Consider the following 13,897-nt stretch of genomic DNA (forward strand, 5'->3'; position numbering starts at 1 on the left):
GACGGTTTCCCCCTTGAAGCACGAAACGTTGCTTCGTAAAAATGGAATGAAATGACGACAGGTTCACAAAATACGAATATCGGCCTGCGCCATCTGCGCGCCCTCCACGCGATCCGGGACGAGGGGTCGTTCGCCCGCGCCGCAGACCGGCTTGGCGTGGTGCCCTCGGCCCTCTCGGAAACCATCCGCCAGCTGGAAGAGGCCGCAGGACTGCCATTGTTCGACCGCCGCATGCGGCCCCCCCAAATCACCCCCGCCGGGCGCAGTTTTTTGGCCGATACCGCGCCCGTGCTGCAGGATATGGCACGGGCGATGGCGCGGATGCAGGACAGCGCGCGTCTGGGGTCGGGGCGCCTGAGCATCGGCGCCTCTCCCTCGGCCATCCGTGATCTGCTGGCGCCCGCGCTGCGGGTCTTTCGCGCCGATCATCCGGGGGTCGAGCTGATCGTGCATGACGGTCCCGCCGACCAGCTGGCGGAACTGGTGGCCGAAGGTGTGCTGGATCTGGCCATTGCGGGGCATTCGGGCGACACGCCGCTGCTGCAGCGGCAGGCGATCCAGCAGGATCCGTTCGGGCTCGCCGTGCCGGCGGGCCATCCGCTGACCCGGTTGGGCCGCGCGCCGGGGCTGGAGGATATCGACCCTCACAGCCTGATCCATCTGGAGGGGATGACCGGCACCTCGCGCCTGCTGGCGGGCTGCCCCGATCTGCCTGCGGGGCTGCGGACTGGCCCGGTGCGGGTGCAATCGACCTTTGGCCAGCTGTGCCTGATCCGGTCGGGGGTAGGGATCGGCCTGTTGCCGCGCAAGGCGGTGATGCTTTTCGACGATCCGGGCATCGTCTATCTGCCGGTGCGGGGGCTGGCGCTGGAACGCACCATCTCGTTGATCTGGCCCGCGCGGCGGGCGATGTCGCATCTGTCCACCCGGTTCATCGAGATCTGGCGGCAGATGCAGGACTGACCCCGCGCGCCGTGATGGGCGCGCGGGGTCTTCGGATTGTCAGGCCGGGTTCACGGCGCGGTCGACCAGCAGGGTATCGACATATTGCACCATGCTGGCGATCTGGCCGTCGCGGATCCGGTACAGATGCGCAAAGGGCGCCCGCATCGCGATGCCCGTGGCATTATAGGTGCCGGAATATTCGCCAAAGACGGCAACGCGGTCGCCATCCTCGACAAAGGTCTGCGCCACGGCCTTGTAGCCGGTCCATTCGGTCGCAAGGCGGTGAAAGACGCCCGCGATGATCGCATCCGGCCCGGTATAGGTTCCGGCATAGGGAAAACCCTCGGCCTCGGTCCAGGTCGCATCCGGGGCCAGCGCGGCCAGCAGGTTCTGACCGTTCTGTTCGGACGAGCCCTCATAGGTGGCGCGGATCAGGTCCAGATTGGCGCCCATCGCCCTCAGCCCCAGGCCATTTCGCCGGTCGCCACCTTGGCCCCGACATCCAGCGCCACGCCCATGCCCAGATCGGGATAGCGGGCCAGCATCGCGGCCTTCAGCGCCTCGGAATCGGCAGCTTTGGCCAGTTCCTCCTCGAAGGCCAGCAGATAGCCGCGGGTGTGTTCGACCGCCGACAGATCGGTGGCGGCACCCGGCACCATATGGCCCGGCACGACGACCGCGGGGGCAAGGGCGATGATCGCGTCCAGATTGGCAACCCATGCGGCGCGCAGTTCCGGCGTGGCGGTATCGGCGGTCCAGACATGGGTGCCGGCAAAGATCATCACGCCGCCCATCACCGCGTTCAGCGAGGGCACGAACAGATAGCGCCGATTGGCCAGACCCTCGGCGGGAACGATCCGGATCTCGGCCCCGTCCACGGTCAGGGTGGGGTCGTCAGAGGCCTGCGGCATGACGATGTCGTCCATCGATCGGGGGCCATTCTCGCCCAGCTGCGGGCTCCAGGTCTCGATCTTCTTGGCGACGCTGGCGGTGATCGCGGTGATCGTGTCCGAGGCGGCCAGCACCCGCGCCTCGGGGAAGGCTTCGGTGATCGGCTTGAGGCTGAAGTAATAATCCGGGTCCGACTGGCTGACATAGATCGTGGTCAGCGTCTTGCCGGTGGCCTTGATCGCCCGGGCCACCTCGACCCCGTTGGGGAAGGAGAACCCGCCATCGATCAGCACGGCCTCGGTCGGGCCTTCCAGCAGGACGGGGGCGCGGAAAAAGCCGGTATCGCCGGCGGGGAAATGGGTCCAGCCAAGCGCGGGTTGCGCATGGGCTGCGCCATGCGGAGCAAAGACGGCAACGGTGCCAGCGGCAAATCCGATTTTCATGAGGTCTCTCCGGTTCAACATGGGTCTGTCCTTTCAAGGGTGGGGCAGGGTCGCCCCTTGGTCAATGATGTCGTGCGGCGGTCAGGACGTGGCAAAGGCCGCGAACGGGTCGGCATCGGCATAGACCGAGGCCGAAGGGATCAGACGCGCGCCGCGGTGATCGTCGATGACAAAAGCGGGCACGCCATGGGCGCCAAGGCGCTGCATCAGGGTGCGTGCCGCGCCGATGCGGTTGCGGTGCAGGTCCATCAGCGCGGCGGGTGCGGTTTTGAACAGATCCGCCGCATCGGGCAGGGCCTGTTCGCGCAGGATGTCCGCCAGCACAGCGGCCGAAGTGATGTCGCGCGCCTCGACATAGCGGGCGGTCTGGATGGCACGCAGGGCGGCCAGTTCGCGGTCCGGATCGGTCATCGCCACGGCGCCAAGCGCCAGGGTGGCGGGGCCGCTGTCCATCGGCGTGCGGCGGTCGCCCAGAACACGGGTGCGGTACGCCTCGCTGAAGACCTGCCCGGTCAGCTGGCCGATCCGTTGGTCATTGGCCCAGGCATGGGCGGCAAAGGCGTCGTCCATCTGCGGCGCGGCGCGCCCGGAAAACAGCCCCGTCGGCATCGGCGTGACCGAAAAGCCGGGGCGCGTGGCCAGTTGCGCCACCTTGTCCGAGGCGCCATAGCACCAGCCGCACAGCGGATCGAACAGATAGAGGATGCGGGCGATCAGGGTCATGGGTGTCTCCTTGTGCAGACAATATGGCAGCGGGGGATTGATCGATAAACCAGCCTGATCTAGACAGTCTGTATGCCAATGGCTGACAATGGACGCCCATGAACCTGAACCGGCTTGCCCATTTCGTCGCCGTCGTCGATGCGGGGTCGTTCACCCGCGCGGCGGAACGATTGGGCATCACAAAGGCGGTCGTCAGCCAGCAGGTCGCCCAGCTGGAACGCGATCTGAAAACCACCCTGCTGGTGCGCACCACCCGCAGCGTCAAGCCGACCGAGGCTGGGCGGGTCTTTCACGCCCGCTGCGTGCAGATCCTGCGGCAGGCCGATGATGCCGTGGCCGAGATGACGGCGGTGCAATCGGCGCCGTCCGGCACGCTGCGGCTGACCGCGCCCAATGATTACGGGGTCGCGGTGGTTGTGCCGACGGTGGCGGCCTTTGCCGCGCGCTTTCCTGCCTGCAAGGTCGATCTGCGGCTGGACGACCGGACGCTGGATCTGATGCAGGGCGATATCGACATGGCGATCCGGGTCGGCTGGCTGATCGACAGCGGCCTGCAGGCGCGCCGGATCGGCGGCTTCCGGCAGCTTCTGGTGGGCGATCCGTCCCGTGTCGCGGCTTTGGGGCCCATCACCGGGCCCGCCGATCTGCGCGATGCGGCGTTCATTGCCAATCTGGCGCTGAAGAAACCGCTGAGTTTCATGTTTTCCCATCCCGGTCATCCGCCGGTCGAGGTCAGTTTCACCTCGGCCGTCGCCATCGATTCGACGCTTGGGGTGCTGGAGGCGACGGTGCAGGGGGGTGGGCTGTCGGTGCTGCCCGATTACATGGCCCAGCCCCGCATCGCGGCGGGGGCGCTGGTGCGGGTGCTGCCCGACTGGTCGCTGGCGGCGGGGGGCATTCACACGGTCTTTCCGCAGTCCCGCTATCGCCCCGCCAAGGTCGCGGCCTTTCTGGAGATGTTGCAAAGCGCCGAACGGACCCGCGCCCGGCTGAGCGACAGCGAGGTTTAGGCCCGGACAGGCGAAAGCCCGCAAGGATGCGGGCTTTCATCGGTGATGCGAGGGCGATCAGACCTTGACGAAATTCGTCGTGGACAGCGCGCCGAAGGGCAGTTGTGCCAGCGGGCCTCCGACATCCAGCGCGCCCAGATCGACGGGGAAAAAGCCCATCGCCTCGATCACCGCGCGCAGTTGCGTCTTGGCGTCGGCATCGTCGCCCGAATAGAACAGCACCCGCTGTCCGCCATTGGCGGTGGGTTCGGCCAGCACCTCGACATCGAGATGGTTGAAGGCCTTGACCAGCCGCGCGCCGGGCACCCAGTCCGCGACCAGCTGCGAGGAATGGCGCGCGCCCAGATCGACGGCCTTGATGCCGTAACCCGCCAGAGGGTTGGTGGGATCGTTGCGGTCGGGGCTGTCGGGATCAAGGAACAGCACCGGGTTGGTGCCGTCGATGACGATGCGGTTGTTCCAGGCGGGCAGGCCGGACAGCACGCCTTCGACATCGGCCCAACGCAGGGCGATCAGCACGATGTCGGCGGCGGCGGCCTCGGCCAGCGTGCCCGCCTTGACCGTCGGTCCCAGATCTCGGACCAGATCCGTCAGGCTTTCGGGGCCGCGGCTGTTGGCGATGATGGCGTCAAGCCCGCCCTTGGCCAAGGCCCGCGCCACGCTGGAACCCAAAGCGCCTGCACCGATGATACCAATTGTCATGTTCTTCTCCTGTTTGATGAAAGGGTGTGGAAGATAAGCTGAACTGTTAGTGTGTTTGTGACAATATGACAGTTCAACCCAAATGAGGGTTAAAGAGATGTCGCGACTGAAGGCTGGGCACGACACGCCACGTCTGCCGCGATATCGGCAATCGTCGTGCGGCCCAGTTCATCCTCCATCGCCTGACGGGCCCGCGCCAAAGACGGCGCGACTGCCTGCAGGATGTTGGCACCCACCACGCAATCCCGGCAGGGTTCGGTGCGGTGGGTGGCGAACAGGCCGCTGTCCTCGGTCGCCAGATAGACATCCAGCAACCGGATCCGTTCAGGCGCCCGTGCCAGCAAGGCACCGCCGCCCGCGCCCATCTGCGACCGCGTCAGGCCCGCATCGTTCAGCCGTGACAGCAGGCCACGGATGACGACAGGGCCGGTGCCGACCGAAAATGCCAAATCCTCGGACCGCAGGGGTTTGCCATTGTTGATGGCAAGTGCGGCAAGGACATGGACGGCGACGACAAAGCGGGTGCTGGTGGGCATGATCTTTTTTTCCGTTAGTGTGTAATAATCACTATGTCACTTATGCGACCGCGTCAACATCTTTTTCGGCGGCAGCGTCCCGAATGCAGATTTTCAGCCGTTCGATCAGCCAGCGCCCCGCAGGGCCGGGCGGGGTGGCGGTGCCATAGACCGCCGACATCGGCATGCTGAAGCTGCCCTGCGGCATGCCGGGCACCGACAGGCGGACAAGACGGCCCCGGTCCAGATCCGTCTGGATCGCATGCAGGGGCATGCCGCCCCAGCCCAGACCCCTCAGCAGAAAGGCCTGCTTGGCGAACAGATCGGCCAGCCGCCAGGTCACCGGCGACATCACCCCGAATTCGATCCCTGCGGACAGGTCGGACCGGTCGGTCAGCACCAGCTGCACATGGCGGGCCAGTTCGGTCAGGGGAACGGTGCCGTCATGGCGGGCCAGCGGGTGACCGCCGCGACGACCATCGCGAAATCCACATGGGTCATCCGTTCGACCGCCAGACCCTGCGGCAGCACCGGCAGCGAGGCGACCAGCCCAAAGCTGGCGCGCCCGTCCAGCACCGGCTGCACGACGCCGCCCAAGGCCTCGACCGAGATGCGCAGCGGCACCGCCGGAAACATCCGGCGGAATTCATGCGCGACATCGGCCAGCGCATCGATGGGAAAGAAGACATCGATCACGGCGGTCAGTTCAGCCTCCAGCCCACCCGAGATGCCCCGGGCGCGGGCCTTCATCGTATCGACCCCCGCGACAACCAGACGGGCATCCGACAACAGCGCGCGCCCCTCGGTCGTCAGGCGGGGATAGCGGGCGCTGCGGTCGAACAGGGTGACCTGCAGCTGCGCCTCCAGATTGGCCATCGCCTCGCTGACCCCGGACTGGGTGCGGCGCAGGCGGCGCGCGGCCGCCGAAAAGCTGCCCTCGTCCACGGCGGCCAGAAAGATCCGCAGCTGGTCCAGCGACACGCCGTCGATCATGACGGGCCCCCGTGCGTCGCGCGCCTCATGCCCCGGCCGTGGCGCTTGCGCGGATGGCGGGCGCGACCGCCGTGCCCAGCAGCGTGATCGAGCGTTGCATCGCCGCCGTTTCCAGCATCGCCGAGCTCATCTGGAAGGTGATGCGCGACAGACCGCCAAGCGCCCGTTCGGCGGCGCGGATCTTGTCGCGGACCGTGTCGGGACTGCCGATCAGAAAGGCGCCATGGGGTCCGCACATCGCGTCGAACTGGGCACGGGTGGCGGGCGACCAGCCGCGCTCGCGCCCGATCTCGGTCGCCATATGCGCCCAGCCCGGGAAGAACGCATCGCGCGCCGCCGCATCGGTGTCGGCCACAAAGCCCATCGCATGAACGCCCACCCGCAGCGCGGCGTCGTCATGGCCCGCCTGTCGTCCGGCGGCGCGGTACAGATCGACCAGCGGGCGGAACCTCTCAAAGCTGCCGCCGATGATGGCCACCATGAGCGGCAGGCCAAGCGTGCCCGCGCGGATGAAGGATTGCGGCGTGCCGCCGACGCCCAGCCAGACCGGCAGCTGATCCTGCACCGGGCGCGGATAGATGCCCTGACCGCTCAGGGCCGGGCGGAACCGGCCCTGCCAGGTGATCGTCGGCCTGTCGCGCAATTGCAGCAGCAGGTCCAGTTTTTCGGCGAACAGCGCGTCGTAATCCTGCATCGCAAAACCGAACAGGGGATAGGCCTCGCCGAACGAACCCCGGCCGACGACGATCTCGGCCCGCCCGTTCGAGATCAGATCGATGGTCGAGAATTCCTGAAACGTCCGCACCGGGTCCGTCGCGCTGAGAACGGTGACGGCGCTGGCCAGACGGATGCGGCGGGTGCGCGCGGCGGCAGCGGCCAGCAGGACCGTGGGGGCGCTGTCCAGAAATTCGGCGCGGTGATGTTCGCCGATGCCGAAGACGTCCAGCCCCACGCGGTCGGCGGTCTCGACCTCGTCCAGAAGGGCCGCGATGCGGTCGGCGGGCGATACGGTGCGCCCGGTGCGCGGATCGGGAATGGTTGCCGCGAAACTGTCGATGCCAATGTCCATGATCGTCTTTCTCAGCCTGTGATGGGGCGGGCGTCGGGGCGATGCCTGCGGCCCTTGTGATCCCGATATGGCAGCGGCGGACATAGCGGAAAAGCCGGGATATCTGGAACGAAAGCATCGATTTATTCGATCAATGGGGATCATCCATCGGGTTGGCCGATGGATCATGCCGGATCAGACGGGCTTTTGCGCGACGCTTTTGGCGGGCCATCCTGTTCCGACCGTTGCCGGGGTGGTCCTGACAGGATGCCCCCGGCACGGCAGCGTGACGAAAGGACAGACCGTGACAACTTCCCCCACCGCACTCGACATCGCCAGGCAAAGTCTTGCGGCCTTTCTGGCCAAGGACATGAAGGGCTGGACCGATCTGTGCCATGACGACGTCGTGGCCGAATTTCCCTTTGCGCCCGACGGCTCGCCCAAGCGGATCGAGGGGCGCACGGCGCTTTATGCCTATCTGCGCGGCTATCCCGAGATGATCGACATCGCCGACATTCCCCGCAGCCGGTTCTATCGGACCGACGACCCGCAGGTGGTGATCCTGGAATGGAGCGTGACGGGCCGGGTGATCGGCAACGGCAACCCCTACAACCTCAGCTATGCGACCTTCGTAACGGTGCAGGACGGGCTGATCACCTCCTATCGCGAATACTGGAACCCCCAGGATTTTCTGACGGCGCTTGGCGGCGGGCAGTTCTGACCCGCATCGCGTCTTACGGAAACAGGATGACGGCCATGACAGACCAGAAGGCGTCTTACGATCTGATCATCGTCGGCGGCGGATCGGCGGGCGCGGTGCTGGCCAACCGGCTGAGCGCGGACCCCACGCGGCAGGTGCTGCTGATCGAGGCGGGGACGGCCTATCCGCCCGAGGCCTATCCCGACATCGTCGGGCGGCAGGACATGCTGGGGGGCGACCCCGATCATGACTGGGGTTTTGCCAGCCTGCCGGGCCGGATCGGGCGATCGATCCCGCTGGCGCGCGGCAAGGTGCTGGGCGGCACCTCGGCCATCAATGGCGCGGTGGCGATGCGGATCCCAAAATCCGACCATGACCGGTGGGCGCGCGATCACGATCTGCACGGCTTTGGCTGGGAAGAGGCGCAGCCCTTCTACCGGTCGCTGGAACGGACCTCGGGGCTGGGAGGGCAGGGGCGCGACGGCCCCTTTCCGATCCACCAGCTGGCCCCGGAGGAGATGTCGGACCAGCAGCGCACCTTTGTCGCCTCGGCGCTGGCTGCGGGCTATCCCGCCACGCAAGGGTTCAATTCGTCCGCGCCTCTGGGCGCCGGGGCCTATGTGATGAACACCCGCATGGGGCTGCGCCTGAACACCGGCATGACCCTGCTGGGCGCCGATATCCGCGCCCGCCCCAACCTGACGATCCGCGACCGGACGCTGGTCGACCGGGTGGTCATGGACAAGGGCCGCGCCATCCATGTGCGTCTGGCCGACGGGGAACAGATCGCCGCCGGTCAGATCGTGCTGAGCGGCGGCACCTATGCCAGCCCCGCCATCCTGATGCGGTCGGGGATCGGCCCGCGCGCGGTGCTGGAACCGCTTGGCATCCCGGTGCTGGCCGATCTGCCGGTGGGTCGGCGGCTGCAGGATCACCCGATCATGCCGACGGTCTGGGCGATCCGCAGCGAGGCGGTGGGGCTGGCCTTTCCGCCCATCGGTGCGATGCTGTGGGCGACCTCGGCCAGCGCGCCAGAGGAAGAGGGCGACATCAACATCACCACCATGCCCATTCCTGATGGCAGCCCGTCGCCGACGGGGGCGATGTTCCTGCTGGCGGCGGCGCTGGTGCGGCCCCGGTCGACCGGCAGTCTGCGGATCGCCAGCCCCGACCCGGCGGTGGCACCGCTCATCGATCCGGGTTTCCTCGGCGATCCCCGCGACCGGGCGCGGCTGATCGATGCGGTGACGATGATCCGCACCATCGCCAGCCATGCCCCCTTCCGCGACATGATCGGGGCCGAGCTGATGCCGGGCGCGCAGGTGACCGGGCCCGAGGCGATCGGCGCGGCGCTGAACGCGGCCATCATCACCTATCAGCACCCGACCTCGACCGTGCCGATGGGCGGCGCCGGGGACGAGACCGCCGTGGTCGATGACGAGGGGCGGGTGCGGGGCATGGCCGGGCTGCGGGTCATTGATGCCTCGATCTGGCCGGGCGTGCCTTCGGTCGCGACCGGCTTTCCGACGATGATGCTGGCCGAACGGATCGCGGCGGGCATGGTGTGACCGGGCGCTGGCCCGGTTTTCAGCCCCCCGATCGTAAGCCCCCGGTCCTTCTGGACCCCAGCCTTCTGGACCCCAGCCTTCAGCCCCCAGCCCCCAGCCCTCAGCCCCCGGTCTGGGCCTGCGCCCGCAGACGGGCGATCAGCCAGGATGCGGCGGGGCCGGGGGGCGTGTCGCTGCGATGGATGACCTGCAGCGCGTAATCCCCCTCGGGCGCGTCGGGCATGTCCAGTCGGACCAGCCGCCCGGCCTGCAGATCGTCGCGCACCATCGGCAGCGGCATATAACCCCACCCGATCCCCGCGATCAGCAGCATCTGTTTGGACGACACATCGGCCAGCCGCCATGTCCGGCGGCTGATCACCGAAAATTCCCGCCCCTCGGTCAGGGGCGAACGGTCGGTCAGCACCAGCTGGATATGCGCCCGGCCCGCCCCCGGCGCATTCTGCCCCGCCTGCGCCAGCGGATGGCCGGGGGCCGCGACCGCGATCATGCGGACGGCACCGATCGCCACCCGGTCCAGCCCGTCGCCGCTGTCCAGCGGGCCGCTGACGCCGATGCTGGCCCGGCGATCCATCACCATCTGGGTAACCGCGCCAAGCGTCTCGGCCGACAGATGCAGCGACACGGTGGGGAATTCGGCGAAAAAGGCGGTCAGCGCGTCGATCACCCGGTCCTTGGGCAGGAACGTGTCCAGCACCAGATGCAGTTCGGATTCCAGCCCCTGCAGCAGGCCTCGGGTCTTGGCGCGCAGCGAGTCGATGCCGCTGGCGATCATCCGCGCCTCGGTCAGGACCATGCGCCCGGCCTCGGTCAGTTGCGGCTTGCGGGTGGTCTTGCGGTCGAACAGGCTGACGCCCAGCTGCGCCTCCAGATTGGCGATCGTATAGCTGATGACCGAGGTCGCCCGGTTCAGCCGCCGCGCCGCAGCCGCAAAGCTGCCCGTCTCGGCGACGGTTACCAGCACGCGCAGCTGGTCCAGTGTCGGGATGCCGGGATCGGATGCCATGATGCTGTCCCTGATGCCGCCGCCTGTGCGACCCGGCCAGATATATCGATTTCATGGAACCTATCAATCGTGATTTGCCGGGTTTTCCGAAATGTCGCGGCGGATCAGGATCGTCCTATCGTCAACCCAGCCCAAAGGCCCCCGCATGACCGATCTTGATGCCCGCCATATCGAACTGACACGGGAATATTTCCGCCGCAGCGACGCGCAGGATCCGTCCCTGCTGGATCTGCTGCATCCCCAGCTGCAGTTCTATTTCCCCAAATTCGGCATCGGCCACGGCCCTCAGGCGATCTGGCAGATGGTCGCGGGCTTTGCCGGTCAGATCGAATCGATCGAACATGATGTCACCGATTATCTGTTCATCGCCCGCGCGCCCCATGTCATCGTCGAGGGTACGACGCGCGGCAGGCTGAACGGCAAGGACTGGCAGGCGGGCGTGACGCCGGGCGGCCGGTTCTGCAATGTCTTTGAATTCCGCGACGGGCTGATCCTGCGCTGCCATGTCTATCTGGACCCTGATTACACCGGCGAGGATGCCGCCCGGTTCCGGTGGGGTCAGGAAGGGCGCGAATGGTAGGCCGTCAAGGCCGATACCGCCCCGGCCGATCCTGGGCGGTATCCGTCAATATCCGACGGTAAAGCGCTGGCGGCGATGGCGGGGTGTTTCCACCTCATCCACCATGGCGATGGCGAAATCCGCAAACGAGATCGACGATCCGGCATCGCCCGTCAGCAGCTGATCGCCGCCAAGGCGAAAGATGCCGGTTCGCTGGCCCGCGACAAAGGCCGCGGATGGTGACAGAAAGGTCCAGTCCAGATCCGTCTGCGCCCGCAGCAGGTCCAGAAACGCCGCCCCCGCCAGCGCCTCGGGGCGATAGGCGGCGGGAAAGTCGGGCGCATCCAGCAGCCGCAGACCGGGTGCGACCAGCAGACTGCCCGCACCGCCCACCACCAGATAACGCGGCACGCCCGAGGCGCGCAGCGATTCGATCAGCGCCTGCGGATCGCTGGCCGAGAAGGGGACCGAACTGATCACCGCGTCATGCCCGCTGATCTGCGCGACAAGCCCATCGCAGTCGCGCAGATCGCCCCGTTGTGGCGTCACATGGGGCAGGGCGGCGATCCGGTCCGGATCGCGCGCGATGGCGGTGACGCTGTGGCCCCGGTCGGACAGCTCGCGCAGAATGCACGACCCGGCCCGACCCGAGGCGCCGATCAGGGCGATTTTGGCCATGGGGTGATCCTTTCTGATCGCCAGAGGCGACATGGGTTAATGAGCCTGCCCGTTCAGCATGGTCATGACCGAAGCGAACCGGTCGTCGCGTTCGGCAAAGCGCAGCGGATGCACGCGCTGCACCAGAATTTCCGGCGGGGTGGGGGTCTGTGCCAGCAGCGTCATCACCTCATCGGCAAACTCCTCCAGCGGCAGATAGCCTTCGCGCGTGGACTGGCCGGGGGTCAACTCGGTCTGGACGGCGGGCGGGGCCAGCTCGATCACCTTGACACGGCCTTCCAAGGCGGCGCGCAGTGAGACGGTATAGGAATGCAGCGCCGCCTTGGTTGCCGAATAGGTCGGCGTCATCACCAGCGGCACGAAGGCCAGCCCCGAGGTCACATTGACCACAACGCCGTCGCCTTGCGCGATCAGATGACCGATCAGCGCATCGGTCAGGCGGATCGGACCCAGCAGGTTGGTGGTGATCGTCGCCTCGGCATCCGCCAGATCGCGCGGGGCATCAAGCGTCTCCGCGCGCATGATGCCGGCATTGTTCACCAGAACGTTCAGGGCTGGAAATTGTGCCGTGACCCGTGCGGCAAAGGCGGCGATGGCCGCCCCGTCATCGGCGTCCAGCACCATCGGATGAATGCCGGGCCGCCCTTCTGCCGCGGCCTCCAGCGTGGCCAGCCTGCGCCCGGCGATGATCACGGTATTGCCCTGATCGTGAAAGCGGTGGGCCAATGCCTGCCCGATGCCCGACCCGCCGCCGGTGATCAGAATCGTGTTGCCGTTGGTGTTCATCAGTATCGCTCCGTGTGAAGGGGTCGGTCCCGGATCCGGACGCGTCCTGCCATCCCACCCGTTCCCGACCGTCGGGCCGCAATCCAGCCCGGGCCCGAGATATGACAGTCCGCCTCCCCGCCGGAAAGCCCGCAAATCCCGACGCTATCGTTCGTGAATCTCGAACGGTCGGCATGGGAAAGGGGCGCACAGGACAGGTGCACGCATGGCCGGGGCGTGTCCCCGATCCGCGCCAAGCCCTGCATCGGCCATGGCATGGCGGTTTGGTGCAGGCTGCGCCGCTACACCTCTATCCACCCCTGCAGCCATGTGACGCCCCTCCGGCCTGTCTTTGATGTCACCCGCCGTGCCTGCCCACAGACACCGGCCGCTTCGGTGCCTGCCACGCGCGGTCAGGATGCTGATCCGAAGCAGCAGCCCCATTTACCCGGTTTACGAAACGCCGCTTCTCGCACAACACTGCCCGCGCAGGCAGTTCGCCCACTGATGAAACAAGGAAATCTTATGGCACCGCTTCAGTTCGTCATCCTGAGCGATTCCCGATCGGGCACATCCCTGCTGTCTGAAACCCTGAACAGCCACCCCGAAATCCTCTGCCATGGCGAGGTTTTCCATCCGAGCCCCGCATATCACATCAAGGGTGACAGGAAGGGCCTGACATTGGAGGACGCCGTCGCCCTTCGCGATCACGATATCGATGCCTACATGGCCTGGGTCTATGATCACCCCGAGGCCCGGGCCGTCGGCTTCAAGATGTGGCGCTCGCACAACCAAAGCGCCTGCGACGACCTGATCGCGGACAGGGCGGTCCACAAGATCATTTACGAACGCACGAATGTTCTGGCCCGGTTTTCCTCAAGCAGGCTGGTTCAGGCCACCGGCATCTATAATCTGCCGCCCGGCAAAGCGCGGCCCGGCAAGCTGGACACCCGGATCACGTTCGACCGCAAGGCTTTCGCGGCCTACCTGAACAAGCACCAGAGTTTGTTTTCCCATTACCGCAATGCAGCCAAAGGCCCGGTTCTGGACATTGCCTATGAGGCGATCCGCGATGGGGATTTCTCGACGGTCCTGAATTTTCTGGGCGTGTCGCAACACGATCTGACCCCCCAAAAGGCAAAACTGCACGGCTCGGCGATCATCGATCGTTTCGAACCGCAGTTTCACGATACCATCCGCGAGGTGCTGGACACGGCCGGACACCCGGAATGGGCAGCAGAGTAACCGTTCCGGACGCGGCCATGACCAAAGGCCAGCGTCCTGTTCCTTTGGCTCGCAGAACCGGCGCAGACAAAGGTCAACAGTCCAGGCCGAGAGCAGCCCCGGCCTG

General features: G+C 66.6%; 17 protein-coding genes. 6 read left to right on the top strand and 11 right to left on the bottom strand.

The window, feature by feature from the left end:
• Positions 1-51 precede the first annotated feature (51 nt).
• Complete coding sequence (locus EG885_RS01260; protein WP_131572655.1) at positions 52-963, top strand: LysR family transcriptional regulator; 912 nt, start codon at positions 52-54, stop codon at positions 961-963.
• A 39-nt stretch (positions 964-1,002) separates the two neighbouring features.
• Here the strand turns inward: EG885_RS01260 and EG885_RS01265 are convergent, their stop codons facing one another.
• From EG885_RS01265 to EG885_RS01275, 3 genes are all read right to left on the bottom strand, one after another.
• Positions 1,003-1,398 carry a nuclear transport factor 2 family protein gene (locus EG885_RS01265; RefSeq protein WP_131572656.1) on the bottom strand — a complete coding sequence of 132 codons (396 nt, stop codon included), beginning with the start codon at positions 1,396-1,398 and terminating at the stop codon, positions 1,003-1,005.
• A 5-nt stretch (positions 1,399-1,403) separates the two neighbouring features.
• On the bottom strand, positions 1,404-2,279 hold the full coding sequence (locus EG885_RS01270) for an MBL fold metallo-hydrolase (RefSeq protein ID WP_131572657.1): 876 nt from the start codon (positions 2,277-2,279) through the stop codon (positions 1,404-1,406).
• An 81-nt stretch (positions 2,280-2,360) separates the two neighbouring features.
• Complete coding sequence (locus EG885_RS01275) at positions 2,361-3,002, bottom strand: DsbA family protein (RefSeq protein ID WP_207392166.1); 642 nt, start codon at positions 3,000-3,002, stop codon at positions 2,361-2,363.
• 98 nt (positions 3,003-3,100) lie between these two features.
• Between EG885_RS01275 and EG885_RS01280 the strand changes: the two genes are divergently transcribed.
• Positions 3,101-4,012, top strand: a complete 912-nt coding sequence (locus EG885_RS01280; RefSeq protein WP_131572658.1) for a LysR family transcriptional regulator — start codon at positions 3,101-3,103, stop codon at positions 4,010-4,012.
• Positions 4,013-4,069: 57 nt separating this feature from the next.
• Here EG885_RS01280 and EG885_RS01285 read toward each other — a convergent pair whose 3' ends face one another.
• From EG885_RS01285 to EG885_RS01300, 5 genes are all read right to left on the bottom strand, one after another.
• Positions 4,070-4,714, bottom strand: a complete 645-nt coding sequence (locus EG885_RS01285) for an NADPH-dependent F420 reductase (protein WP_131572659.1) — start codon at positions 4,712-4,714, stop codon at positions 4,070-4,072.
• A gap of 89 nt (positions 4,715-4,803) precedes the next feature.
• A complete protein-coding gene (locus EG885_RS01290; protein ID WP_131572660.1) occupies positions 4,804-5,250 on the bottom strand; it encodes an Rrf2 family transcriptional regulator in 447 nt (148 codons plus the stop codon).
• Positions 5,251-5,290: 40 nt separating this feature from the next.
• Entirely contained in the window at positions 5,291-5,638 is a 348-nt protein-coding gene (locus EG885_RS23030; RefSeq protein WP_207392167.1) for a LysR substrate-binding domain-containing protein, read from the bottom strand.
• A gap of 17 nt (positions 5,639-5,655) precedes the next feature.
• Positions 5,656-6,222, bottom strand: a complete 567-nt coding sequence (locus EG885_RS23035) for a LysR family transcriptional regulator (protein ID WP_207392168.1) — start codon at positions 6,220-6,222, stop codon at positions 5,656-5,658.
• Between the two features lie 25 nt (positions 6,223-6,247).
• Entirely contained in the window at positions 6,248-7,291 is a 1,044-nt protein-coding gene (locus tag EG885_RS01300) for an Atu2307/SP_0267 family LLM class monooxygenase (protein ID WP_131572661.1), read from the bottom strand.
• A 283-nt stretch (positions 7,292-7,574) separates the two neighbouring features.
• On the opposite strand from EG885_RS01300, the gene EG885_RS01305 reads away from it, so the two are divergent.
• Together EG885_RS01305 and EG885_RS01310 are read left to right on the top strand one after the other, a co-directional pair.
• Positions 7,575-7,991 carry a nuclear transport factor 2 family protein gene (locus EG885_RS01305; protein WP_131572662.1) on the top strand — a complete coding sequence of 139 codons (417 nt, stop codon included), beginning with the start codon at positions 7,575-7,577 and terminating at the stop codon, positions 7,989-7,991.
• Between the two features lie 35 nt (positions 7,992-8,026).
• A complete protein-coding gene (locus tag EG885_RS01310) occupies positions 8,027-9,538 on the top strand; it encodes a GMC family oxidoreductase (protein WP_207392169.1) in 1,512 nt (503 codons plus the stop codon).
• Positions 9,539-9,638: 100 nt separating this feature from the next.
• Here the strand turns inward: EG885_RS01310 and EG885_RS01315 are convergent, their stop codons facing one another.
• Positions 9,639-10,544, bottom strand: a complete 906-nt coding sequence (locus EG885_RS01315; protein ID WP_131572664.1) for a LysR family transcriptional regulator — start codon at positions 10,542-10,544, stop codon at positions 9,639-9,641.
• 145 nt (positions 10,545-10,689) lie between these two features.
• Here EG885_RS01315 and EG885_RS01320 point away from each other — a divergent pair, with 145 nt between their 5' ends.
• Entirely contained in the window at positions 10,690-11,124 is a 435-nt protein-coding gene (locus EG885_RS01320; protein WP_165570996.1) for a nuclear transport factor 2 family protein, read from the top strand.
• A 45-nt stretch (positions 11,125-11,169) separates the two neighbouring features.
• Here EG885_RS01320 and EG885_RS01325 read toward each other — a convergent pair whose 3' ends face one another.
• Together EG885_RS01325 and EG885_RS01330 are read right to left on the bottom strand one after the other, a co-directional pair.
• The gene (locus EG885_RS01325; RefSeq protein ID WP_131572666.1) at positions 11,170-11,781 is read right to left on the bottom strand and encodes an NAD(P)-dependent oxidoreductase; all 612 of its coding nucleotides are present in this window, start codon (positions 11,779-11,781) and stop codon (positions 11,170-11,172) included.
• A gap of 36 nt (positions 11,782-11,817) precedes the next feature.
• Complete coding sequence (locus tag EG885_RS01330) at positions 11,818-12,567, bottom strand: SDR family oxidoreductase (RefSeq protein ID WP_131572667.1); 750 nt, start codon at positions 12,565-12,567, stop codon at positions 11,818-11,820.
• Between the two features lie 216 nt (positions 12,568-12,783).
• Here EG885_RS01330 and EG885_RS01335 point away from each other — a divergent pair, with 216 nt between their 5' ends.
• Positions 12,784-13,791, top strand: coding sequence for a sulfotransferase (locus EG885_RS01335; protein WP_131572668.1), 1,008 nt, complete (start codon positions 12,784-12,786; stop codon positions 13,789-13,791).
• Positions 13,792-13,897: the final 106 nt, after the last annotated feature.

The organism is Paracoccus nototheniae, from assembly GCF_004335005.1.
Lineage (GTDB): Bacteria > Pseudomonadota > Alphaproteobacteria > Rhodobacterales > Rhodobacteraceae > Paracoccus > Paracoccus nototheniae.